Genomic DNA, 23,101 nt, shown 5'->3' with positions numbered 1-23,101 from the left:
GAGGGCGCTTTGTTGCACTAGTATGGAGCAAAAGCACAATATTGATGCGCACAGAGATGTGGCAAAAAAACACCCGGTATTAAACCGGGTGCGTAATCAGAGGTTGGGACCTTTGGATGGTTTGTGAGGAATGTCGTTTTTTAACTGACTCATCCCCTGCACCATTCGTCCTATCCAGATTGCGATGGCAAACAGTGCGATGAACGCACCGATATACGGAATAGCATAACCCACGGTGCTTAACCAGGAGTGAGCATACCAGTACCGGTTCACCCCGATGATCAACCCATTTGAGGTCGCGACCGTGACGAGCAACACCACGAAAAACGTCAGGAACAGAAAGAAGCTGCGAATCAGTCCGTAATAGTGAGAATTCGCCACCTCCCCATCTTCGTTCTTGTCCAGACGATAGCCTGCGTAAATAATCCCGATAACCCCGGACAGCAGACAAGTGAACGGGGTCAGCAGGCTCGCAATATACACAAACCACAACGCACTATTTTGACTAGCGGGTTTCATGCTTTGGCTCTCCTGTAGCGACTTTCGGTACCTTGGTTTCTGCGGTTTCAGCCGCTTCAATCTGGCCTTGCTGCTTCATCTCTTCGTACCAAAGATCGTGATGCTCTTTGGCCCAGGTTTCATCCACTTTACCCGTCACCATGCCTTCCAGCGCGCCTTCCATACCGAACAAACCGATGTAGATGTGGAAGATAAAGCCACAGATCAGGATCAACGCTGACACCATGTGCGTCAGATTCGACAGCTCCATATCTCGGCGAGTCTGGCCGAAAATTGGGAAATCGAGTACCAAACCGCTGAAAGCGGCAAAGGTTCCAAAGAAGATCAGAAGCCAGTAGATGGCCTTTTCACCGCCATTGGAGAATCCGGCCGAAGGATGACTGCCTTTATGTTTGCCCGCCATACCGCCCAGCTTCATAAACCACTGGAGATCCACTTTATTGAACAGCGATTTACGCCACCACTTGAGCAGAATAAACAGCAGCAGAACGAAGAAAATCGGGCCCATATAGTTGTGATACTGCTTGGCGGCATACACGATAAAGCCCCACAGTTCTGTCGGTACATACGGCTTAAGGAAATGTTTGCCATAAACCAGCATCAAACCACTAAACGCCAGGGTCAAAAAGGTAAACGCCATGCTCCAGTGCAGCGCACGATCCAGGCGCGACCAGCGTTTGAGCTTGCGGCCAGTTCGCGGCTTGCTCAGCATTAAGGGGCCAAGCAGCACGTACGCCAGAATCACCATGGCAATGCTGCCAAAAATGGCGACTGCACCGGCTGGAGACATCCATTTCTCTTTCAGGATGAACCAGGTTTCACCGGGTTTACTGATCAAAACGCCGTGTTCAGGAGATTGAGAAGTCGTATACCCCTCTTCTCCTTGGCGAACCTGACGCCAGTAATCAGCCCCGGCCAGTTGGGTTATTTCTCTTTGCACCACGTCCGGTTTGCTTTTCTCTTCGGCAAACGAAGGTTGAACAGCAAAGCACATCAGTGCTGCCAATAGCGGCAGCACATAACGAGTGGCGCGCATCAATCTGTGTCGCATCACCACTTAGCTCCTTGTTGCGTCGTAAGAGAGATCTTCACCGTCTGTCCAACCTGCACCTTTCGCTCCGCGCTCCACGACGCGTTGACGGAAGATGTCAGACACTTTTTCGGCATCACCTGCCATCAGTGCTTTGGTTGAGCACAGAGAGGCACACATGGGCAACTTGCCTTCAGCAATACGGTTGGCACCGTATTTCTTGCGCTCTTCCTCAGAACCGGGCTCAGTTTCAGGACCGCCGGCGCAGAAGGTACATTTATCCATCTTGCCGCGTTCACCGAATGCCGATTGTTTCGGAAACTGTGGCGCGCCAAACGGACACGCAAACAGGCAGTAACCACAACCGATACACAGATCTTTGTTGTGCAGCACGATCCCGTCTTCGGTATGCACAAAACAGTCCGCTGGACACACCGCCATACATGGCGCATCCGTACAGTGCATACACGCCACGGAAATCGAGTTTTCGCCCGGCTCGCCATCGTTCAGGGTGACAACGCGGCGGCGCTGAATGCCCCACTCTAATGCATCGTCGTTTTCGTTCTTACATGCGGTGACACAACCGTTACACTCGATACAGCGTTTGGTGTCACATAGGAATTTCATTCTGGCCATGATTGCGCTCCTTACGCCTTACGAATGTTACACAGGGTGACTTTGGTTTCCTGCATTTGAGTGGTTGGATCGTAACCGTAGGTGGTCGCAATGTTCGCTGAATCACCGACAACGTAAGGTTGAGTACCTTCTGGGTATTTGCTGCGTAAATCTTCGCCCTGATAAATACCGCCGAAGTGGAATGGAATGAACGCCATGCCCGGTTTCACGCGGCGTGTGACCATGGCTTTCACATGGATGCGGCCTTTTTCTGCGCCTTCCACCCACACGTACTCGCCATCTTTAAAGCCGAGATCGTTGGCATCTTTCGGGTTCACTTCGACAAACATCTCTTGTTGAAGCTCGGCCAGCCAAGGGTTTGAACGAGTTTCTTCACCGCCACCTTCGTATTCCACTAAACGGCCGGACGTCAGAATGATGGGGTACTCTTTCGAGACGTCTTTATCCTGAATCGATTTGTACAGGGTTGGTAAACGATAAATCGACTCGGCATCGTCCCACGTTGGGTAATCGGCAATCAGGTCGCGACGCGGCGTATAGAGCGGTTCGCGGTGCAGAGGCACGCGGTCAGGGAAAGTCCAGACAATCGCACGGGCTTTGGCGTTACCAAACGGAATACAGCCGTGTTTGATCGCCACACGTTGAATACCGCCGGAAAGGTCGGTTTTCCAGTTCTTACCTTCGGCTTCCGCTTTCTCTTCTGGTGTCAGATCGTCCCACCATCCCAAATGCTTCAGCATCTTGTCGCTGAATTCCGGATAGCCGTCTTCAATCTCACTGCCTTTCGAGAAACTGTCTTCCGCCAGCAGACTCTTACCTTCGAACTCCACCCCGTAGCGCGCACGGAAAGTACCACCGCCATCGGCAACGGTTTTGGACGTGTCGTACAGAATGTGTGTGCCCGGGTGTTTCATTTCTGGCGTGCCCCAACATGGCCAAGGTAAGCCGTAAGTTTCACCGTGCACTGGTCCGCCTTCTGCTGCCAACGTGGTTTTATGGAATGTGTGCCAGTTTTGTTGGTGCGCTTTGAGACGCTCAGGGCTCTGACCGGTATAACCGACTGTCCACATGCCGCGGTTGAATTCGCGAGTAACGTCTTCAATTACCGGTTGATTGTTCTCAACCTGAATGTGTTTGAATACTTGATCGGCGATACCGAGTTTTTTCGACATCAGGTACATGATTTCGTGGTCTGGCTTAGAGTCGAACAGCGGTTGAATGACCTGATCACGCCACTGAATCGAGCGGTTGGACGCCGTCACACTGCCGTAGGTTTCGAATTGTGTGGTAGCCGGCAGCAGATACACGCCGTCGGTACGATCGTTCATGACCGCAGCAACGGTGGGATACGGGTCCACGATGACCATCATATCCAGCTTTTCCATCGCCTTTTTCATTTCAACACCGCGGGTCTGCGAGTTCACTGCATGGCCCCAATAAAACATGGCGCGAATGTTGTCGCGTTGTTCGATGTTCTCTTTGTTTTCCAGCACGCCATCAATCCAGCGAGAAACCGGAATGCCCATATTGTTCATTGGTTTCTGACCGCGATATTCGTTTTGATCAAAACGATCTTTCAGCCAGGCAAAGTCAATATCCCAAACGCGGCACCAGTGTTTCCACGCACCATCTGCCAGTCCGTAGTAGCCAGGCAGCGTATGCGACAGCACGCCAAGGTCTGTTGCGCCCTGCACGTTATCGTGGCCACGGAAAATGTTTGCGCCGCCACCCGACTTACCCAGGTTACCCAGTGCCAGCTCCAGCACACAGTACGCACGGGTGTTGTTGTTACCTGTGGTGTGCTGGGTTCCGCCCATACACCACACTACGCAACCCGGACGGTTCTCAGACAGAATTTTCGCGGTCTGGTAGACCTCTTCCTCTGAAATGCCCGTGACGCGCTCAACTTCTTTAGGGTTCCATTTCTCGACTTCAGCACGAATCTCATCCATGCCAAATACGCGCTGACGGATGAACTCTTTGTCTTCCCATTTATTGTTGAAAACGTGCCACAGAATGCCCCAGATAAAGGCCACATCCGTACCTGGACGCAGAGCGACAAAATAGTCCGCTTTTGCTGCGGTGCGAGTGCGACGAGGATCCGCAACCACGATCTTACAACTGTTCTTCTCTTTCGCGATCAGGATGTGCTGCATCGCTACCGGGTGCGCTTCGGCGGGGTTGGAACCGATAAACAGAATCGACTTACAGTTGTGCATGTCGTTAAACGAGTTGGTCATTGCGCCATACCCCCAGGTGTTGGCAACACCTGCGACCGTGGTGGAGTGACAGATACGCGCCTGGTGGTCGACGTTGTTGGTGCCCCAAATCGACGCCATTTTGCGGAACAGATACGCTTGCTCGTTGCTGTGTTTGGCACTGCCCAGCCAGTAGACCGAATCCGGGCCGGACTCTTCACGAATCCGCATCACCTCGTCACCGATTTCATTGATGGCTTGATCCCAGGAGATCTTTTTCCATTTGCCACCTTCCAATTTCATCGGATATTTGAGGCGGCGTTCACCGTGGCCGTGTTCGCGCAGCGCAGCGCCTTTTGCACAGTGGCCGCCGGCATTAAACGGATGATCGAAAGCAGGCTCCTGGCCGGTCCATACGCCATTTTGAACCTCGGCGTAAATGCCACAGCCCACAGAACAGTGTGAACAAATGGTACGTTTGACTTCGGTTTTTGCGCTGCGATCGACTTCATTCGCTTGCGCTTTCTTAATCATGCCTGGCGCAAATAGTGCAGCGCCAACCGCAGCACCGCCAGCGGCCAAAGAGGTATTTTTCATGAATGCACGGCGGCTGATGCCCAGCTGATTCTGTTCCTTGCTCGTGCTGTCTGAACGTTTGGTTAATCTCATCGCTGCGCTCCTATAGCGTTTCGTAGTAATCACGAATGTGCTGAGTTTCGTGATACCCTTTTTTCAGAGTGTTTTTAGTTTCGACAGGACTCTCGCTCGCGACAGCTTGCTGAGAAACACCAGCGACAACGGCACCTGCAACAGCAGCGGTTCCCAGACCTTTGAGCAGTTCACGTCTGCTTTCGTTAATCGGTTTTTCTTTTTTCATCATTGCTTCCTTTTCCCGTTCCCGCTTTCCAATACGGAGTGGTCAACATGGATTGGTTCGTCTGCTTTGTTGTATTCATTGTTGAGCTTTGTCGGTGAGGTTTTTCACCTCAATCCGGTGTGTATTTCGGCGGCTCGGTGGTGCTTGCGTCAGGGCGATATTCTCCAGTGAGAGAAAGGCCTGAAGCAGCTGAGCCACAGACAGATAAAACCGGGCGTGCTGAGCGTGTTGAATCTGATCCACCAGCTTTTCAAACCACGGTGAAATGTGGCGATTAAAGAACGCCTGTTGCGCGTTGTCGTCGCCCTCGCACAGATACGCCATGGTTTCACACAATGCCGCCATGTGATCTTCGGGTTCTTTCACCGACTCATCGCGCTCGAGCCCGAGTTCATTTAAATGGAAGCGGATTTCTGCCAGCGGCTTTTCCATCAGCGAACCGGTCAGGTGCCACGACGCAAAAGGTACAACCTCGCCACGGCCGATGCCGATAAACAGCTCTTGGTACTCCTGTTCCAGTTCATCACGCTCAACGGTTTGAGCAGCAGCACTCAGTGCGCGCCATGCATCTGCCATCGGTGTGCCATTGTTCTCGTTCTCTAACTGGCTGAGGAAGTCCACCAGCGAAGGCGATGGAGCATCGCGCAGCAGCGTAGCCAGCAACAGATAGATATCGGATCGCATCGATGCGGTAGTTTCATTCAACGAATCGTGTTCCATCTCGTGCTCCTCAGTAGCGCAGTTGTTTTTCTGGATCGCTCGCCATCGACTCAAACACATCGACAACACGGCAGTCCTCGCACATCGCAATGCGATCGAGTGACGCCTGATCAGAGAAATGTGAGTGACCGCGTAACTTATTTTGTAGCATGGTGATCATTGATTGCGGCGCAAAAGGTTTATGGCAACGCAGGCATTTTGCTGGTTCTTCCTGATGCAAAGTCACCACCGATTGGCGCTGAGCGGCGTTCCAATTGAGTTGTTGAACCGCCGTTAACGCTTTCTCTGGGCATGCTTTCACGCACAAACCGCATTGCACGCAGTCTTGTTCAATGAACTTGAGTGAGGGGGAATCGCCTTCGTGATGTAGTGCTCGGGTTGGACACACCGCGACACAGCTCATGCACAAGGTGCAATCGGTAGTCGAACACTCAATCGCACCATAAGGCGCAGTGGCCGCCAGTGGTTGTGCGCCAGGTTCTGTGCCACGCGCTGTCGCCAGCGCATCAAGCGCGACATATAAACGGTCGCGTTTTTTGCCTTCCAGCTCTCCCAAATTCAGGCCAAATGGTTCATCGCACAGTGTTGGCGCCGCTTCGCGTAGTGATTCGAGATAGAGAATGTCGATGGTTTCTTTACGAATGCCGAGATGGGCCAGAAAACTCTGCGCCATACTCACTTCCTGATTGAGAATGCGCAGAATGGTTGGCGGCATGTGTCGACTGGCGGCAAACAGTACCTGAGTTGCGCCATTCACCAGCGCAGCAAACCAGGTATCGATACCGACCGAAGGCAGCTCTTCGACCGTCACTGGAATGACGTTTTCAGGCAGTACTCGCAGCGCCATCAAGTTGTATTGTTCGTGACGCGAGCTACAGATCAGCACTATCGGCTTTTCGCCGCCAGCCTGATGATAGTTATTCAGCAAACGCTCAATGAATTTCTGCGTATCGGTCGGGTTTGGCAGCGCGTAGTGAATTGCTTCTGTCGGGCAGGAGGTCGCGCAGGTACCGATGCCCTGACACAGATAGGGGTTGATTTGAATGCGATGACCGATCTTTTCTGACCCTTCACTGGACAAAGCGCCTGCCGGACACGCATCGACACAACGTTCACAACCTTTTACGCCGCGCGATGAGTGCGCGCACAAATCGTTATCAAGACGGAAATATTTCGGTTTATCAAATGTCCCCATCAGTTCCGGTATTTCTTCCAGCGCATCGGAGAGTTTTGGAAAGCCGCGACCGACTGGGAAATAGCCCGGAACAGGCACTTCTTCGTTCATCACTCCATTGAGCGACATATCCAGCACGATATCAAAGCAGTCGTGATCAATCGCCGCGTTGGCCAGATTGATATTCAGGCCATGATTCTCAACGGTGACTTTAAACGCACCTAAAAAGCCGCTGATTTCAACGGTATCCGCGAAGTAAAGTTTGTCATGAGTGCCCTGCTCGCCATCAATCGACAGCAGAGTGACGGAGGCCATTTGGGATAATTGCAGCGCCGTGCGCTCGATAAGACTGGTAGGACCGAGAATCAAAGTATGCCCGCCGCTTTCATAGCTGACGGTTGGCGGAATCAAATTAGTCAGTTCGACGGTGTTCTCAATAGCAAACCACCGCGCACTTCCATTCGGTGAAGTCGCTTGTTGCAGAAATTGTTTTAACATTGCTCGTTTCCATTATCTGAGCGAATCTCGAGTGTTCGCTCTTTTTGATGAAAATAGCAATTAGTGTTCCAACCTGAATTAACCATGAAATACAGTTGGTTAGCGTAAATAATCGCCACCAAGTTGGGACAAAAAAGAAAGGTGAGACAATTTGTCTCACCTTGTCGGTGTGTCGTTAGGTCAAAATGTACCTATTTTTCATGTGGTAATTTTTGTCTCAGGGATACCCGTATCGGAATCTGGGGTCTGGGTAAGTTCTGCCTCAGCGGTTTGTCCAGATTCACTTGGCGTTGAGTCGATGTGGATACTTTCACCTTCGTGTTTCTCGTCCGCGTCGGCAGTTTGCATATGGTCATCGGCTTTGTTCATCCAATCTCGTAATCCATGAGCCACTTCAGCGCTGAGCGATTTCACTGCGGTGTAGTCATGGTCGTAATCGTTGAGGCGATCGACTTCACTGAACTCGCCACTTAAAAACAGTTTACGCAGCGCCGCTTTTTTTACCTGCTGAGTCGCTTCAGAAGCGAGCAAGGAGGCAATCGAAGGCTCTTTGGTGTTTTGGGTAGTCTCTTCAGAACTACCTGTATGAGCTTCTGTGAGTTCAACGTCTTCGGTATGCTCCGAATCGGTTTCGACACTCGCAGTGGGCTCTTCAACTAACGCTGATTCCTCTTGAGGTTCCAGCTTACGCTTGGACCAACGAGATAAAAACGAATCACTGGCCACTGGCTCTCCCCGCGCCTTTGCGCTTTTTACGTTTTACTTCGAGTAATTCCCCATTGCGGCCGATAAAGGCTTCCATCCAGGCTTGCACTGGCAGAGGCATCTCATTAGACAGCACCAAATAGTCACCATCCATATACTGACCGGCCACACTCTGAGACGCTGTCAGGCGGATGATCTTTGGCTGGGTGTCCTCTTCCGGGTTTTCTAACACCAGAAACAGTTTGGGTTGCTGAGAGCTCAAGTTAAGGCGGTAGTCGGTGCGCTCATCGCGAAACAATTCCAACACGGCGGGAAATGGCGCATCCTTCGCTTGTAATTGAAATCCTTTCAGCTGCCATTGTGTGGTGACCCACATTCCCGTCGTGATTTCATGTGCCACCAGATCGCAGCCCATGGGCCAGATAGTTTCGGTTTTTTCCGTGTCCGGTAAGGAAGTTTGTGTTTCTGACATGAGGATACCTAATTCGTTCTTTTCTTATGCTGACTGACGAAAAGCCGTTCACGATCATCATCAGACATGTTAGTGCGGTTTGTCTCTGATTTAGCAATTATTGAGCCATCAGACAGTTATCGTGATGCAGGCAATAAATTTTGTGTATTAACGATTAGATCGTTTTTGCTTTTTTCGCTAGTGTTGAAGACAGATTTGGAACAATCCTTGCTGCTTGCGTTTCCCTAGCAATAAGCAATGACATCATGTGAAAAACGACAGGAAATGGCTGTGACCAAACTTTCGATTATTAAAACCAGCGAAAACCCACTGCAGACAATGGACGTAGAGGTGTATGACGAATACGGCGAAAAACTGGTGAAGTCTATCGCCTGTGAACGCCCTCTTACGGTGTTATTGAATTGGAAAGAGATTGTCACGCTCATGACGCTGGGCTCCAGGCCTGAAGCGCTGGTGCTCGGGTATCTGAAGAACCAGAGCTTTATCTCCGACCCGCAAGCACTTGACTCGGTGATCATCGACTGGGAAACGAATTCAGCGGCTGTGGTGACCAAAGAAAACATTGATCATCTCGAACCTGCATTGAAGAAAAAGACAGTGACGTCTGGCTGCGGTCAGGGAACCATGTACGGCAACGTGATGAAACAGCTGGAAAACTACCAGGTTCCTCAGCGACCGATTAAACAATCACAGATTTATACGGCGCTGGAAGCGCTGACTCATTACAACGATACCTATAAAAAAGCAGGCGCTGTACATGGGTGTGCAGTGTGTCAGGGCGATCAGGTACTTTCTTTTGTTGAGGACGTTGGCCGCCACAACGCGGTGGATACCTTAGCAGGTGAAATGTGGCTGAACGGCATGAGCGGCGAAGATAAGATTTTCTACACCACCGGACGCTTAACGTCTGAAATGGTGATTAAAGTCGCTCAGATGGGCATTCCCGTATTGCTGTCTCGTTCGGGGGTGACACAAATGGGGCTCGAACTGGCGCACCGCTTTGGCATTATTACGATTGCCAGAGCTAAGGGATTGCGTTTTCAGGTGTACAGCGGCGCAGACAAGGTCGAATTTGATGTCAAAGGCCATCTTGCTGAACCTGATGCGTGACATTGTCACCTAGCGCTTAGTCCCGCCTAGTGTAAATACTGCCTGCCTATGGAGTCGCGATCCCAATCTTGAGTCGCGACTTTTTTTGTCTTTCAGCTACACTAAATTCTGATAATCAATAAGTTAACTAAGTGAAAACGTCTATGCGGGCAGTGTCGAAATTCTTACTTTTGTTGTGTTGGTGCGTGGCTTTTCCAGCGCTGGCCGAATGGGAATATGATCAGGTTGATTTGATTCCAAAAGCGTCTGAACGCGTATTGCAGCTGGAAAACGAAGTCAGCGCCCTACCTGAGCCTCTGTTTATGTCTCGTTCGGATCAGCAGAAAGTGAATACCCTGCTGCATCAAGCTATTAGCGCGCAGCAAGATACTGTGGACCAATTTCAAACCTATCTGGCCAATTATCGTCACCAGAGCGATGAACTGAACTGGTTCAATCTTCAGCAAACTTACCTCTCTCTGGCCAGCCTCTCCCGCTCCAAGCAACACCTGCTCAGCCTGACCGATGGTTTTACGCGCGACCAATACACTGGCTTTGGTCCGGACGGCGTAAAGCAGTTTCAGGTTGAGTGGAAACAGATGCAGCTCAATCTGGAATATCTGATGCTGTTTCAGATTCGCAGTTTCGAATCGATGCTCGGCGATTTACTGATTTCACCCGTGCCGTTTATTTGGTCGGTCTGCAAGGTGCTGCTGATTTACTTCTTGTTGATTGGCTGGCTCAGGAACAGCAAACATCTCATCGATCTGTTTTGGCAGAGTTATCTGAAGGACAAACAGTCGCCGTCGCTGTTGGCGCGTGTAATTTGGTATATCAGCAGTGCGAACAAAGCGATTGCGTGGTTGATTGCGATTACGCTGTCCCTGCAGGTACTCAGTGCCATCAAGAGTTTGCAGCATTTGGTGTATCTGGAGATCTTTATTTGGTGGATTTGGGGTGGCGCCATTGCGGTAAGCCTTATCCTTGAATTTACCTACCGCTCCAGCCACACCTCCAACAAGGCATTGATAGCACTGCGTTTGAGCACGATTCGGCGTATTGTCTGGACGGTGATCATCACGGGTGTGGTGTTGCAGCTTTCCATGCGCACCTTGGGTAAAGGCACCATCTATACGTGGATTCTGACGACCATGTACCTGTGGTTCCTGCTGATGATCATTTCGGTGCTCAGTTTGTGGCGTGAACGGATTTTTGCCGTGGTAGAGAAAACGCCGGACAAGCCTTTGTGGGTTATGTGGGCCATGGGTAAAAAGAATAGCCTTCTGCTGCGTATTCCTGCGACGCTGGTTGCCATGGTGTGGCTGACCATCAACGGTATTGAACGCCGCTTGATCGCAGCGCTGTCCAATTACACATTCTTTAGTCAGGCGCTTGCTTACCTGTTTCGTATTGAGGCCGCCAAACAAACCACCAACATTGCGGCCGATCAGAACTATGTGCGTGTGCGGGGGGATGAGACATTTGAGTATATTCTGCCTGGGTCGTTCGACAGTGTGTTGGTCGACTACGCGAGTGAAGAGATGAAGCAGCTCTCCCGTTATCTGCTGACGGACAGTCCGGCGATTTGCGTGGTGACAGGCGAACGCGGGGTTGGTACGACGACACTGCTGTATAAGATTCTCAACAAAGTGAAAAACGCAGAGCCGCTTTATCTCAGCTGTCCTTATTCTGGTTACAACGAGCTGCTTTCGTTGTTGGCGCTCAGCCTGGGGCTAGATGAAGATGCCACTGAGGTGCAGATCCTTGCTTACTTACGCAAAAGTGAACAGACCTATCTGATTGCTGTCGATAACGCCCAGCGTTTAGTCAAACCTATGGTTGGCGGGCTGAGTAGCCTGATGCGTCTGACCAACCTGTTACGGCGTTCGAAAAAGAATCACCGAGTGGTCATGGCGCTTGAAAAATCGAGCTGGCGTTTTGTGGATCGCGCGCGTGGCGAACGGCTGCTGTTTGACTGGGTGACCGTTCTTCCGCGCTGGAGCGAAAAACAGCTTGCCGAATTGCTTGATAGCCGCATTAACCCTGATGTCGAACATCCCGTCTCATTTGACGGACTGGTGGTGCCCAAACAATGGGGTCAAGAAGAAAGTAGTGACGAAGAACGCGCGAAACAAGGTTTCTATCGCATATTGTGGCACTACTCGGATGGCAACCCGACAGTTGCGCTGCGTTTTTTCCGTCGTTCACTCAATCGCAACAAAGAAACTCAGCAAGTGGTCGTGCGCCTGTTCCATACGCCGGAATCGCAGGAGCTGGAAAAAATGCCCAAACCGATGCTGGCCGTCCTGCGCTCGATTGTTCAGCTTGAGATTGCTTCTCCGGAAGAGTTGTCGGAGTGTACTCAGCTGACGGTCCCCGAAGTGATTGGCATCATGCGCTATTTTGAAAGCCGCGGTTACATTGAATGGGCGGAAGACAAAACTCGTGTCTCTGACCACTGGTATCGCACCATAACCAACGTTCTTGATCGTCAACATCTGCTGGTGAAGTAATGAAAAGACTCAATCACATCGTACCTATCCACGGGTTGTTAGCGCTCCTGGCGTTTACGGCTTTTCCTGTTTTCGCGGCGGAGGATCTGGCGAATCTTGAAGACTTTCAACAGTTCGCCAGCCTTATCCGCTGGAGCGGCGTGTTTTTCTCGGTTCTGATCATCGCGGCGACCTGGTTGCTGTTGAAATTCATGAGTTCACTGGTGAACACCATCGGCGGCCAGTTTGTGCAGTACCGAATGGTGTTGCAGAAGTTTCATTCGTTCCTGCAGTTCTTCATCTACATGAGTGCCGGGATTGTGGTGTTCATGTTGAGCTTTCGCATGAATGACCACATTCTCGCGTTGATTGGCGGTACGCTGGCCGTCTCTGTAGGTTTTGCACTGAAAGACCTGGCGGCCTCCTTCATCGCTGGGATGACGGTGATGATTGACCGCCCGTTTCAGGTCGGTGACCGCGTCACGTTTGAAGGAAATTATGGCGATATTATCGCGATTGGTCTGCGCTCCGTACGTATGCGCACTCTCACCGACGACATCATTACCATTCCGAACAACAAATTTCTCAATGAAGTGACCATCAGTGGCAACTACGGTGCGCTCGATATGCAGGTAGTGATCCCGTTTTACGTCGGTATGGATGAAGACATCGTGCTAGCGCGCGACCTGATTCAGGAAGCCGCCTCTTCAAGCCGTTATATCCACCTGCCCAAACCAGTGACGGTATTGGTGAAACAAACCATTACCGATAACTATCTTGCGGTACAGCTCACGTGTAAGGCGTATGTGGTGGATACCGCCTACGAGAAACTGTTTGAAACGGACATTACCCTGCGCGTCATGAAAGAGTTTAAAAAGCACGGTATTAAGCCGCCAAAGATTGCCGTACAAGCACACTAAGTGAAAAACGCCTCCAGTCGGAGGCGTTTTTCTTGCAGGTTAAGAGGCTTTGGTAATCAATAAATGGGCATCGGCCTTGCTTGGCAGATACACGCTGAAGGTACTGCCTTTGCCCACTTCCGACTGAACACGAATCTCTCCGCCCGTCTGACTGAGTAAACTTTGTGAGACGGACAAACCGAGCCCGGTGCCTTCGCGCTTGGTGGTATAAAACGGGTCAAACACTCGCTTGAGGTGTTCCGGCTTAATGCCACACCCTTCATCTTCGATGTGGACGATGGCACCCAGCACTTCGCCATGTTCGCACCAATCTTCGCTGCGAATGGTCAGTTTGCCTTTGCCGTTCATGGCGTGGATAGCGTTCATCTGTAAATTGACCAGAATCTGCAATAACTGATGGCGGTTTACTTCCACCGAGCTTTGCGCATGCAGGTCGGTGACAAATTCCACATCGCGCTTTTTCGAACCGGTTTTGACCAGCGTGATGCTTTCATCGATGATCGGATTGACGTGCTGCCAGGTAATTTCATCCTGTACGCCACCGTGGCGGCTGTATTGCAGCAGACTGCGGGTAATATTGCGAATCCGGTCTATCTGCAACATGATGGCGTCGATTTCCTCTTCGACCCGTTTGGCGTCATCACCCAGCTCAAAGCGGATCAATTCCGTATTGCCCAGAATCACCGCGGTCGGGTTGTTGATCTCGTGTGCGATACCTGCGGTCAGTTCGCCCAATGCGGCGAGCTTTTCATGCACAATCAGTTTGTCGCGAGTTTGGTTCAGTAACTGAATGTGGTGTTCCAACTGTTCGGTTTTCTCTTGCAGGCTTGCCGTGCGATCGAGAATTTTTTCCTCCAGATCGTGGGCGGCACGCTGAATTTCTTCATTCCGCTGCTGCAGAAGATCGAGCATGTTGTCGAACTGTTTGGCAAGCTGTGCCAGCTCATGACGCTCATCCAAGCCAATGGCGCCGATGCGCTGATTTTTACCCAATTGAACCAGCTTTACCACGCGATGGATACGCTCTATGGGCCGGAACAGATCGCGTGAGCCACGATAGACAAACACGCCCGAAGCGAGCAGCAATAGCAGCGTCGCTACGCCGATTTCGACAATATTGGTCAAATAGGTTTTCACAAATGGCCACAGCAGGTAGCCGGTATACAGCATGCCGACAACGTTATCGTACTGGTCACGAATCGGCTGGTACGCGGTGATATACCAGGCATCATACACATACGCTTTATCGACCCACTCTTTGCCCTGATTCAGCACGGCGTCGCGCACTTCGTTCGATACGCGCGTACCAATCGCCCGGCCTGCGCGCTCATCACTGTTTAACGGCACATTGGTACTGACGCGCAGATTATCGAGAAAGATCGTCAGAGTGCCGATAGGACGCAAATTATCTTGTTTGGTGGGATAAATCAGATCGCGGATCTGATCCACCAGTGTGCTGCTGTTGTTAAGCAACAAGCCGCCATCAAGAAAACCGATGATGTCGTTATATTGATTCAGTACCGGAATGACTGTGCGGCTGACCAAGCCGCGCGTCTCGGTGCGATCGGCGTTAACCCGTTCGATTTCCGCGCGCTTAGCCAGTTGAGGATCGAGTTGTGCCAGCTCGCTTTGCGATAGCACATCAAAAAACGATTCACGTTTGGTTAAATCCAGATAACGAAACTTCTGCTCCAGCGTATCCACTCGCTCAAAGGTGAGAAAATCGAGATCGTAGCGCTGCTTCTGCTGATTCACCCATTGGTTGAGATCCGGCTCCTCACCCGCGTGCATTATGCGGGTACGAAACTCGTAAGAGTCGCCGAACGCTTTGACGTAACTGGCTTGCTTTTGTTGCAGTAACGTCATGCTGTTGTGCGCCACACCTAAGCGTTCAGACACATCGACCAGTGCACTTTGCCATGTGTAGTGAATCGACCAGTAGATAGAAATGGCGATCAACGCAATCAGCGTAAAGCCAATTGGCACTGAAGTGAGGATCAGCAGACGATAGCGCACCATGGTTTTGACCCGATGTCGCCACTTCTGCCACAGTGGAATCTTAGCCAAGATTGTCTTGCTCATCGCCGTCCCACTCTTTGAATTTGCGCTCTAAGGTTTTGCGTGCAACACCTAAGTCACGTGCAGCCGCCGATTTGTTGCCTTCGTAGAAATCCACAATCTGCATGATATGTGCTTTCTCTACCTCTTTGAGTGTCCAGTGGTTGGGATAACCCGTACCTGAAGTTTCCACCACAATATCGCTGTGGGTCATCTTATCATTTAATTTTTGTGACGTTGTCACCTCAATGGCGACAGGATAGCCGTGTAACTCGCGCCAGTAATGAGCGGGTGGTTTGCCGAGCAGAATGCAGCGTTCTATGAGGTTTTTCAGCTCACGAATATTGCCCGGCCAGTCGTAATCGTGCATGGCGGACACATCTTCATGTGCCCATTTGGGTACTGGCATACTCAGCTCGGCGCACAGCTTCTTGGTAAAAAACGGCACCAAATCTTTGAGATCGGCTTTGCGCTCGCGTAGTGGACTGACATCGATTTTGAGGACATTAAGACGGTAGAACAGATCGCCGCGAAAACGCCCCTGCTCGACTTCTTGCTGCAGGTTGCGGTTGGTCGCCGCTACGACTCGGACATCAATATTGATCTCTTTTTCGGACCCGACCGGACGAATGGCGCGCTGTTCCAATACACGCAGCAATGCGGACTGCATGGCCAGCGGCATTTCACCGATTTCATCAAGAAACAACGTGCCGCCATTGGCGACGCGAAACAGACCTTCTCGACTTTTCTTGGCACCGGTAAATGCGCCTGACGTGTGGCCAAACAGCTCACTTTCGAGGAGTTCCGGGGCAATGGCACCACAGTTAACGGGCACAAAAGGCCCCTGACGGTCGCTGGCTTCGTGAATCGCGCGAGCCACCAATTCCTTACCCGTCCCCGACTCCCCTTCAACTAAAACGGAGGCTCTTGACGGCGCGAACTGCAGGATCAACTGCTTGAGTTGCTCAGTTTTGTGTGAATGGCCCATGATCTGGGTCGCGCAGTGGCGTTGATAGTCTCGTTGCAATGCGTACTGCATACGTTCGTTAAGACGCTTGTCCATACAGCGTTTTACCGCTTGCAGCATCTGATCAAGATTAAACGGCTTGAGAATGAAATCCGAAGCGCCGAGTTTCAGCGCGCTGATGGCGGTTTCCAAATCGGCATAACCGGTCATGAAAATAACGTCTGCGCGGCGGTCTTCGTCACTGAAGGCCTCTTCCCATTCGATGCCGGAGCGCCCCGGCAGGTTGATATCAAGAATGATCAGGTCGTAATGATGTTCAATACGCAGCGCTTCAGCTTCTTCAATGCTGCCGCTGCTGTCGACTTTGGAAAACCATTTACCCAGCGCTTTTTTTAGAATGGCTTGCATGCCGGGTTCGTCATCGACCACGAGCACAGAAAAAGCCTGGTATTGGAGAGATGATTGCGAGTCAAATGATTGAGACATAATGGATTCAAATTTCCTGTTGGGACATAACGACGCAATTAACCTTACTCTCGATAAGAGTAAATTGGGACATTTTGTCCTAGCTTATGTGCACTGACACTTATTTTAGTCAGGATCTGTGGAATATCCTTTGTTTTTCGGCGGGAAATTGCGCTATTAGTTTTGGCATTCAGATTGCAATAAGCCTCGCTTTGTTCGTGACTTTTTGGTCACGAATCAATGCATTCGTAATCAATCTCATCAAAAAATGGAAATTAGAATGAATAAAGTGACTTTCAGCCTCGCTGCTACTTCTTTGCTTCTCGTCAGTTATTCCGCTACCAGTGCCGATGATGTTCATCGCATTCGTCTGGCCACCACAACCAGCACTTATCACTCTGGCCTTCTTGATTATCTACTGCCTAAGTTTGAACAAGATTCCGGTTACAAAGTCGACGTCATTGCTGCTGGTACGGGCAAAGCGCTGAAGATGGGCGAAAACGGCGATGTGGATTTAGTGATGACACACGCGCCGAAAGCGGAAGCGACTTTTGTTGACCAGGGCTTTGGTGTCATGCCGCGTAAACTGATGTACAACGACTTCGTGGTTGTTGGGCCGGAAAGTGATCCTGCGCACGTCGCTGACCAGAAAGACGTCGCGGGCGTGTTTAAACAGATCGCAACCAGTGGCGTAACTTTCATCTCTCGTGGCGATGATTCCGGTACGCACAAAAAAGAGCTGGGTATCTGGGCACAAAACAAAATTGAACCGAACTTCGGTGGCTACCGCTCTGTCGGTCAAGGCATGGGACCAACGCTGAACATGGCGTCTGAGATGCAAGCATATACGCTGACCGATCGTGGCACTTGGCTGGCGTACACCAACAAGCTGGATCTGAAGATTCTGTTCCAGGGCGACAAAGCATTGTTTAACCCATACCAAGTGATTCTGGTGAACCCTGAACGTTACCCAACCATCAACTATCAAGGCGCGAAAGTCTTCAGTGACTGGTTGGTAGCCGATAAAGGCCAGAAGCTGATTAACGATTTCAAACTCAATGGACAGCAGCTGTTTGTTGCCAACGCGCACGAGTAACCGCGGTTCATGAGCTTATGGCAAACCACATTGGAGGCACTCACCTTACTGGTGAGCTTTGACTCTGAGCTATGGGAGATCGTTGCGGTCTCCTTTAGTGTTTCTCTGGCGGCGATCGGTTTAGTGATCGTCCCGTCTGTATTGCTGGCTTTTGTGTTCGCGTATACCAATTTTCGGGGCAAATGGTTCCTGCTTTCCCTGATCAACACTCTGCAAGCTGTTCCAACGGTGGTGATTGGCTTGTTGCTCTATATGCTGCTGTCTCGGGCGGGTCCGCTTGGCGATTGGCAAATGCTGTTCACTCAAAAAGCGATGATCTTCGGTCAGATGCTGATCTGTTTTCCTATTTTGGTGTCAATGATGCACGGCGCGTTGCAATCGAGCGATCGCCGATCGGTCGAAACGGCAATGACGCTGGGGGTGTCGGTTCCGCGGATTGCTGCAACCATGGTGTGGGAAACCCGTTTTCCACTCTGTGCCGCGACTATTGCAGGCTTTTCTCGTATTGTGACTGAAGTCGGCTGTTCAATGATGGTGGGCGGCAACATTATGGGCCTGACCCGCAACATCCCAACCGCGATTGCGATGGAAAGTCACAAAGGCGCTTTTGCGCAAGGTGTTGCACTGGGAATGGTGCTACTCTCATTAGCACTGGCTCTCAACTTTTTGCTTACCAGTATGCGTGGCAAAGGCTATCTACGTACATAAGGATGTCGAATGTCGATTAAGCTGACCGCACAGCAGTTATCTATGCGTTTTAAAGATCGCGTTCTGTTTCACATTCCACAATTGTCGATTGGCCCGAATGATGCGATTTATCTCAAGGGTGACAACGGTGTGGGTAAAACCACGCTGCTTAAAATTCTGTCCGGGCTTCTGGTTCCGACCACGGGCAGAGTGTCTAACAGCCAGATGTGGTGGCGCAGAATCTGGCGTAGCAAAGCGCGCCGCAACGTTATCTACCTGCATCAAAGTCCCTATCTGTTCGACGACACCGTGTATCAAAACGTGGTGTATGGCATTCGTTTCTCTTCTCTGTCTGCCAAAGACAAGCGTGCTGAAGTGATCACTGCGCTGCGCATGGTGGGACTAGAAACATTGGCCGATGAGCATGTGTCGGTGTTATCCGGTGGTGAAAAGCAGCGTGTTGCGATGGCTCGCGCGTGGATTTTAAAGCCGTCTATTTTGCTGATGGATGAGCCGAGTGCGTCATTAGATCAGGAATCTATCGACAGATTAGTTATAATGGCCAAGGATTTACTGGACCGAGGCTCCAGTTTGGTGATCACCAGTCACCAGACCAACGCGCTCACTACATTGTGTAAAAAACAGTGGTGGATTAAAGACCGTACCTTGGTTGAATCACCGCTGCTTCATGTCGTCAAAGAAGAACAAGAGAATACCTATGTTACTTCCCTCTCAAACTAGTTGGGTGATTTTAGCGGGTGGGCAAGCCAGCCGCATGGGTGGAAACGACAAAGGACTGATCAAACTCAACGATAAACCTTTGGTTCAGCACGTACTGGAACGTCTGCAACCTCAAACAGACCATATCCTCATCAATGCCAACCGTAATCAGGAGTGGTACCAACAGTTCGCGCCTGTGGTTTCGGATCAGTTTGCCGGTTACCCGGGCCCACTTGGTGGTATTCACGCCGGACTCAACGCAGCGCAGACTGATTGGGTCGGCTTTGTACCTTGTGACAGCCCGATGATTGCGAAAGACCTTGTGGCGCGTTTTTGCGCCGCCGTGACGCCGCAAACCGATATTCTGGTCGCGACCGATGGTGAACATCAACAACCCGTGTTCACACTGTTTCACAAACGCGTGCTGCCAAAACTGGCGGCGTTTCTGGAGCGTGGCGACCGCAAAATTATTCTGCTGTATAACGAATGTCACACCGCCGAAGTTGATTTCAGCGATTCACCAGACTGCTTTTTCAATTTAAATACGCCACAAGAGCTGGCTCAATTCGGAGCATTACAGCCATGAATTCATCGCATTCTTCACGCCTATCCCTGCCTTTGCTCGGTTTTGCGGCGTACTCCGGAACTGGCAAAACCACCTTGTTGGAAGCCTTGGTTCCCAAACTTACAGCGGCTGGCCTTCGCTTAGGCATTCTGAAACATGCTCATCACAATTTTGATGTCGATAAGCCGGGCAAAGACAGCTACCGTCTGCGCAAAGCCGGTGCATCCCAGATGCTGATCGCCTCACGGAATCGCTTTGCGCTGATGACGGAAACGCCGGATGCAGAAGCCGAGTTTGACTATCTGTTGCAACGCTTTGATGCTCAGCAGTTGGATGTGATTTTGGTGGAAGGGTGTAAGAACATTGCGTTTCCGAAAATCGAACTGCACCGTGCCGAGGTTGGCAAACCGTGGCTTTACCCGAACGATGACAACATCATTGCGATTGCTGCTGATGAAACGGTGGAGTCGTCCCTGCCACAGATGAACATTAATGATTTGGATGCGATTGCCAAGTTTGTGCTCGATTACGTTGGCAAAGCAGGCGAGCCTCTTGAATCCAAAACCGGTAAAGCTGAAACCGGAAGCTGCGATTCGCTTTCCCCTGCCTTCTTATCAGTAGAACAAGGTCGCCAAAACATCCTTGATGCAGTAAAGGTGCTGACAGAATCTGAATCCGTTGCGGTCAATGAAGGCTACCAACGGGTATTGAGTGAGGCGGTAACGTCCCCTATCAATGTACCGGCATACCGTAATTCCGCCATGGATGGTTACGCTATTCGCAGTGAAGACATTGGTTTGGCGCAATTTGAACTGGTCGCGGAAGTGATGGCGGGCCACGGCTACAACAAAGTGATTCAAGCCGGGCAAGCGGTGAAGATCATGACTGGCGCGCCCGTTCCTGAGGGCGCAGACACAGTGGTGATGCGCGAACAGGCACAAACCAATGGAAATCGCGTGTCTTTCGGCGATGCGTACATCAAGCCAGGTCAGAACGTGCGTCAGGCAGGCGAAGATCTGGCGCTTGGTCAACATGTCTTCGAGTTTGGCCAACGAGTGCTTTCTGCTGAGATGGGCATGATAGCATCGCTGGGTTTTGCCACTTTGCCTGTTTATCGCAAACTCAAAGTCGCCCTGTTTTCCACCGGTGATGAAGTGCAGGCGCCTGGCAGTGAACAGAATGATCACTGCATTTTCGATTCGAATCGCTACACCCTGATGGGGCTACTGACGAACTTGGGGTGTGAGGTCATCGACCTTGGCATTATCGAAGACGACGAAGCGCGAATGATGGAAACATTGCAACACGCCGCAGAGAATGCGGATGTGGTAATGACCTCTGGCGGTGTTTCTGTCGGTGATGCCGATTTCATTAAGTCCGCACTGGAAAAACTGGGACAAATTGATTTCTGGCGCATCAACATGCGCCCGGGACGTCCACTTGCGTTTGGCCATATCCAAAACAAACCTTTCTTTGGTTTACCAGGCAATCCTGTCGCGGTGATGGTGTCATTCATCAATTTTGTCGAGCCTGCCCTGCGCAAGATGCAAGGTGAAACCAATTGGACTCCGTTGAAAATCAATGCGATCGCGATGGAAGAGCTGCGCTCCCGTCAAGGGCGCACTGAATTTAGCCGTGGTGTCTACACCCTTAATGAGCTCGGCCAGCTCACGGTCAAAACCACGGGTAAACAGGGTTCCGGCATTCTGCGTTCCATGAGCGAAGCGAATTGTCTGATTGAAATCAATCCTGCGATTGATACGGTAAAAGTCGGTGAAAGCGTGACAATCATCCCACTACAAGGCAGAATCTAGCCCATTCATAAGGTATGAGAGAGAAAACATGGCTCGCACCATTATTTACACCTACAAAAACGAAGAGAAAACGCTGACATTCTCATACGAGAAACATCGCAATATTCATGAAGCGGTCGCCGAAGCAGAAGGCATCGATTTGAAAGACTATCTGAAGATGGAACAACAAATTGAAGCGATTTCGGATACCAAAGCGGTACGTAACTACCGTGATAACCACTTCAAGAAGTTGGGATTTGGCACCATCACCCTGCAAGCCAAAGAGAACTTTGGTGTCGGTAAAAAGCCGAAACAGTGATGATGAAAAAAGGGCTTGCGACTGCAAGCCCTTTTTCTTTATTTGATGTTCAGGAATGCCGCGCCGCGCACACCACCTGAATCGCCATGTTTGGCTTTGATGATCTTCGGACATTTCGCTACCGACAGCAGATGCTTAGGTACGCGCTTTGGCATCTCTTCATAGATCAGTTCGAAGTTCGACAGGCCACCACCCAACACGACAACGTGCGGATCGTTCGCGGTAAAGATATTACCGAAACAGATCGCCAGCAGTTCCATAAAGCGCTCAACGTGCTCAACCGCTTTCGCCTCACCTTCTTTGTGCGCGTTGATGATCTCGATCGCTTTCTTCTTCTCGCCAAAGTAGTGTTCGTAAATCAGTTCAAAACCGCGGCCAGACAGGTAGTTGTCCATACAACCTTTATTGCCGCAACCACAGCTCAGCAGCGGCGCTTTATCAGAGCCTAAATGGAACCAGGCATCAATTGGCAGGCGCATGTGACCGATTTCACCCGCAACGTGGTTGCGGCCAGAAAATACTTTGCCTTCGTAAACCAGACCACCGCCAAAACCTGTACCCAGGATCAAACCCATGACGGATGGCGCGTCTTTCAGTTCATCATCCCACGCTTCAGACAGCGCGAAACAGTTCGCATCGTTTTCAATTTTTACGCTGCGGCCAATTTTGGCTTCCAGATCCGCGCGTAACGGTTTGCCTTTTGCAGACGGTACGTTTACGGTCAGAACGGTACCATCATCAGCATCTTCCATTCCTGGCAAGCCAAGACCAATTGTGCCTTGGACGCCAAATTCTTCATCGTATTTCGCAACCAGACCAGCGATCGTGTCCACTAATAGCTGGTAATCTTCTGTTGGTGTCGGCACGCGCTCAGTCGCTACGCGTTCAAGCTTCTCGTTGAATGCACCAAACTCAATTTTTGTCCCGCCGACATCAAAGCCGTAGTACATGCGATTCTCTCCTAATAAAGCACCCCAACCTTGGGATCAAAATAACAAAAGTTAAACAGCGGTATTATCCATAGACCACCTGACACAGTCCGTGACCAAGGACGGGTTTATTTTGTCACTTGAACTGATTGCGCAGTTAGCAACCAGCAAA

21 protein-coding genes are annotated in these 23,101 nt (G+C 50.8%); 9 read left to right on the top strand and 12 right to left on the bottom strand.

Going from position 1 to position 23,101, the window contains the following annotated elements; translation table 11 throughout:
- Positions 1-96: 96 nt before the first annotated feature.
- The 9 genes from LGV68_RS03795 to LGV68_RS03755 form a co-directional block, all read right to left on the bottom strand.
- Entirely contained in the window at positions 97-519 is a 423-nt protein-coding gene (locus tag LGV68_RS03795; protein WP_020331057.1) for a hypothetical protein, read from the bottom strand.
- Entirely contained in the window at positions 506-1,570 is a 1,065-nt protein-coding gene (locus tag LGV68_RS03790) for a formate dehydrogenase subunit gamma (protein WP_061057217.1), read from the bottom strand. The genes LGV68_RS03795 and LGV68_RS03790 overlap by 14 nt, the downstream gene beginning before the upstream one ends.
- Positions 1,571-1,576: 6 nt before the next feature.
- Positions 1,577-2,185: a formate dehydrogenase FDH3 subunit beta gene (gene fdh3B / locus LGV68_RS03785; RefSeq protein WP_004725926.1), complete on the bottom strand. Its 609-nt coding sequence runs from the start codon at positions 2,183-2,185 to the stop codon at positions 1,577-1,579.
- An 11-nt stretch (positions 2,186-2,196) separates the two neighbouring features.
- Positions 2,197-5,052, bottom strand: a complete 2,856-nt coding sequence (locus LGV68_RS03780; protein ID WP_020331055.1) for a formate dehydrogenase subunit alpha — start codon at positions 5,050-5,052, stop codon at positions 2,197-2,199.
- A gap of 10 nt (positions 5,053-5,062) precedes the next feature.
- Positions 5,063-5,260: a twin-arginine translocation signal domain-containing protein gene (locus tag LGV68_RS03775; RefSeq protein WP_032081416.1), complete on the bottom strand. Its 198-nt coding sequence runs from the start codon at positions 5,258-5,260 to the stop codon at positions 5,063-5,065.
- Positions 5,261-5,335: 75 nt separating this feature from the next.
- On the bottom strand, positions 5,336-5,980 hold the full coding sequence (locus LGV68_RS03770) for a molecular chaperone (protein WP_020331053.1): 645 nt from the start codon (positions 5,978-5,980) through the stop codon (positions 5,336-5,338).
- A 10-nt stretch (positions 5,981-5,990) separates the two neighbouring features.
- Positions 5,991-7,652 carry a 4Fe-4S binding protein gene (locus LGV68_RS03765; RefSeq protein ID WP_252536289.1) on the bottom strand — a complete coding sequence of 554 codons (1,662 nt, stop codon included), beginning with the start codon at positions 7,650-7,652 and terminating at the stop codon, positions 5,991-5,993.
- Positions 7,653-7,850: 198 nt separating this feature from the next.
- Positions 7,851-8,378 (bottom strand): DUF3306 domain-containing protein, encoded by a 528-nt coding sequence (locus tag LGV68_RS03760; protein ID WP_252536288.1) that lies wholly within the window; start codon positions 8,376-8,378, stop codon positions 7,851-7,853.
- A complete protein-coding gene (locus LGV68_RS03755) occupies positions 8,368-8,829 on the bottom strand; it encodes a DUF3305 domain-containing protein (protein ID WP_252536286.1) in 462 nt (153 codons plus the stop codon). The genes LGV68_RS03760 and LGV68_RS03755 overlap by 11 nt, the downstream gene beginning before the upstream one ends.
- A gap of 270 nt (positions 8,830-9,099) precedes the next feature.
- On the opposite strand from LGV68_RS03755, the gene LGV68_RS03750 reads away from it, so the two are divergent.
- The 3 genes from LGV68_RS03750 to LGV68_RS03740 all read left to right on the top strand — a co-directional run bounded on the left by LGV68_RS03750 (position 9,100) and on the right by LGV68_RS03740 (position 13,330).
- Positions 9,100-9,939: a formate dehydrogenase accessory sulfurtransferase FdhD gene (locus LGV68_RS03750; RefSeq protein WP_020331049.1), complete on the top strand. Its 840-nt coding sequence runs from the start codon at positions 9,100-9,102 to the stop codon at positions 9,937-9,939.
- Positions 9,940-10,082: 143 nt separating this feature from the next.
- Positions 10,083-12,431, top strand: coding sequence for an AAA family ATPase (locus LGV68_RS03745; RefSeq protein WP_252536737.1), 2,349 nt, complete (start codon positions 10,083-10,085; stop codon positions 12,429-12,431).
- Positions 12,431-13,330, top strand: a complete 900-nt coding sequence (locus tag LGV68_RS03740; RefSeq protein WP_222726943.1) for a mechanosensitive ion channel domain-containing protein — start codon at positions 12,431-12,433, stop codon at positions 13,328-13,330. The genes LGV68_RS03745 and LGV68_RS03740 overlap by 1 nt, the downstream gene beginning before the upstream one ends.
- Positions 13,331-13,369: 39 nt before the next feature.
- Here the strand turns inward: LGV68_RS03740 and LGV68_RS03735 are convergent, their stop codons facing one another.
- Together LGV68_RS03735 and LGV68_RS03730 are read right to left on the bottom strand one after the other, a co-directional pair.
- Positions 13,370-15,412, bottom strand: a complete 2,043-nt coding sequence (locus tag LGV68_RS03735; RefSeq protein ID WP_104408507.1) for a cache domain-containing protein — start codon at positions 15,410-15,412, stop codon at positions 13,370-13,372.
- Positions 15,390-16,841: a sigma-54 dependent transcriptional regulator gene (locus LGV68_RS03730; protein WP_252536284.1), complete on the bottom strand. Its 1,452-nt coding sequence runs from the start codon at positions 16,839-16,841 to the stop codon at positions 15,390-15,392. Before LGV68_RS03730 ends, LGV68_RS03735 begins: the two co-directional genes overlap by 23 nt.
- 259 nt (positions 16,842-17,100) lie before the next feature.
- Here LGV68_RS03730 and LGV68_RS03725 point away from each other — a divergent pair, with 259 nt between their 5' ends.
- The 6 genes from LGV68_RS03725 to LGV68_RS03700 are packed head-to-tail and all read left to right on the top strand — an operon-like array spanning position 17,101 to position 22,000.
- Positions 17,101-17,916 (top strand): substrate-binding domain-containing protein, encoded by an 816-nt coding sequence (locus LGV68_RS03725; protein ID WP_047456839.1) that lies wholly within the window; start codon positions 17,101-17,103, stop codon positions 17,914-17,916.
- A 9-nt stretch (positions 17,917-17,925) separates the two neighbouring features.
- Positions 17,926-18,624, top strand: coding sequence for an ABC transporter permease (locus LGV68_RS03720; protein ID WP_020331043.1), 699 nt, complete (start codon positions 17,926-17,928; stop codon positions 18,622-18,624).
- Positions 18,625-18,633: 9 nt separating this feature from the next.
- Positions 18,634-19,344, top strand: coding sequence for an energy-coupling factor ABC transporter ATP-binding protein (locus tag LGV68_RS03715; protein WP_061056508.1), 711 nt, complete (start codon positions 18,634-18,636; stop codon positions 19,342-19,344).
- Positions 19,292-19,909, top strand: coding sequence for a molybdenum cofactor guanylyltransferase MobA (gene mobA / locus LGV68_RS03710; RefSeq protein ID WP_172557374.1), 618 nt, complete (start codon positions 19,292-19,294; stop codon positions 19,907-19,909). The genes LGV68_RS03715 and mobA overlap by 53 nt, the downstream gene beginning before the upstream one ends.
- A complete protein-coding gene (locus LGV68_RS03705; RefSeq protein WP_252536282.1) occupies positions 19,906-21,702 on the top strand; it encodes a bifunctional molybdopterin-guanine dinucleotide biosynthesis adaptor protein MobB/molybdopterin molybdotransferase MoeA in 1,797 nt (598 codons plus the stop codon). Before mobA ends, LGV68_RS03705 begins: the two co-directional genes overlap by 4 nt.
- Before the next feature lie 28 nt (positions 21,703-21,730).
- The gene (locus LGV68_RS03700) at positions 21,731-22,000 is read left to right on the top strand and encodes a DUF2960 family protein (protein WP_020331039.1); all 270 of its coding nucleotides are present in this window, start codon (positions 21,731-21,733) and stop codon (positions 21,998-22,000) included.
- A 38-nt stretch (positions 22,001-22,038) separates the two neighbouring features.
- Here the strand turns inward: LGV68_RS03700 and nagK are convergent, their stop codons facing one another.
- Positions 22,039-22,950: an N-acetylglucosamine kinase gene (nagK, locus tag LGV68_RS03695; RefSeq protein WP_020331038.1), complete on the bottom strand. Its 912-nt coding sequence runs from the start codon at positions 22,948-22,950 to the stop codon at positions 22,039-22,041.
- Positions 22,951-23,101: the final 151 nt, after the last annotated feature.

Source organism: Vibrio sp. LQ2 (assembly GCF_023920125.1).
Taxonomy (GTDB): Bacteria; Pseudomonadota; Gammaproteobacteria; order Enterobacterales; family Vibrionaceae; genus Vibrio; species Vibrio fluvialis.
This window is presented reverse-complemented; position numbering and strand designations above follow the sequence as displayed.

Coding starts and splice junctions, on each gene's coding strand:
- LGV68_RS03720 (WP_020331043.1), top strand. CDS start 17,926: ATGAGCTTATGGCAAACCACATTGGAGGCACTCACCTTACTGGTGAGC.
- LGV68_RS03730 (WP_252536284.1), bottom strand. CDS start 16,841: ATGTCTCAATCATTTGACTCGCAATCATCTCTCCAATACCAGGCTTTT.
- fdh3B (WP_004725926.1), bottom strand. CDS start 2,185: ATGGCCAGAATGAAATTCCTATGTGACACCAAACGCTGTATCGAGTGT.
- LGV68_RS03765 (WP_252536289.1), bottom strand. CDS start 7,652: ATGTTAAAACAATTTCTGCAACAAGCGACTTCACCGAATGGAAGTGCG.
- LGV68_RS03740 (WP_222726943.1), top strand. CDS start 12,431: ATGAAAAGACTCAATCACATCGTACCTATCCACGGGTTGTTAGCGCTC.
- LGV68_RS03775 (WP_032081416.1), bottom strand. CDS start 5,260: ATGAAAAAAGAAAAACCGATTAACGAAAGCAGACGTGAACTGCTCAAA.
- LGV68_RS03770 (WP_020331053.1), bottom strand. CDS start 5,980: ATGGAACACGATTCGTTGAATGAAACTACCGCATCGATGCGATCCGAT.
- LGV68_RS03705 (WP_252536282.1), top strand. CDS start 19,906: ATGAATTCATCGCATTCTTCACGCCTATCCCTGCCTTTGCTCGGTTTT.
- LGV68_RS03715 (WP_061056508.1), top strand. CDS start 18,634: ATGTCGATTAAGCTGACCGCACAGCAGTTATCTATGCGTTTTAAAGAT.
- LGV68_RS03755 (WP_252536286.1), bottom strand. CDS start 8,829: ATGTCAGAAACACAAACTTCCTTACCGGACACGGAAAAAACCGAAACT.
- LGV68_RS03790 (WP_061057217.1), bottom strand. CDS start 1,570: ATGCGACACAGATTGATGCGCGCCACTCGTTATGTGCTGCCGCTATTG.
- LGV68_RS03725 (WP_047456839.1), top strand. CDS start 17,101: ATGAATAAAGTGACTTTCAGCCTCGCTGCTACTTCTTTGCTTCTCGTC.
- LGV68_RS03795 (WP_020331057.1), bottom strand. CDS start 519: ATGAAACCCGCTAGTCAAAATAGTGCGTTGTGGTTTGTGTATATTGCG.
- LGV68_RS03700 (WP_020331039.1), top strand. CDS start 21,731: ATGGCTCGCACCATTATTTACACCTACAAAAACGAAGAGAAAACGCTG.
- LGV68_RS03735 (WP_104408507.1), bottom strand. CDS start 15,412: ATGAGCAAGACAATCTTGGCTAAGATTCCACTGTGGCAGAAGTGGCGA.
- LGV68_RS03745 (WP_252536737.1), top strand. CDS start 10,083: ATGCGGGCAGTGTCGAAATTCTTACTTTTGTTGTGTTGGTGCGTGGCT.
- nagK (WP_020331038.1), bottom strand. CDS start 22,950: ATGTACTACGGCTTTGATGTCGGCGGGACAAAAATTGAGTTTGGTGCA.
- LGV68_RS03780 (WP_020331055.1), bottom strand. CDS start 5,052: ATGAGATTAACCAAACGTTCAGACAGCACGAGCAAGGAACAGAATCAG.
- mobA (WP_172557374.1), top strand. CDS start 19,292: ATGTCGTCAAAGAAGAACAAGAGAATACCTATGTTACTTCCCTCTCAA.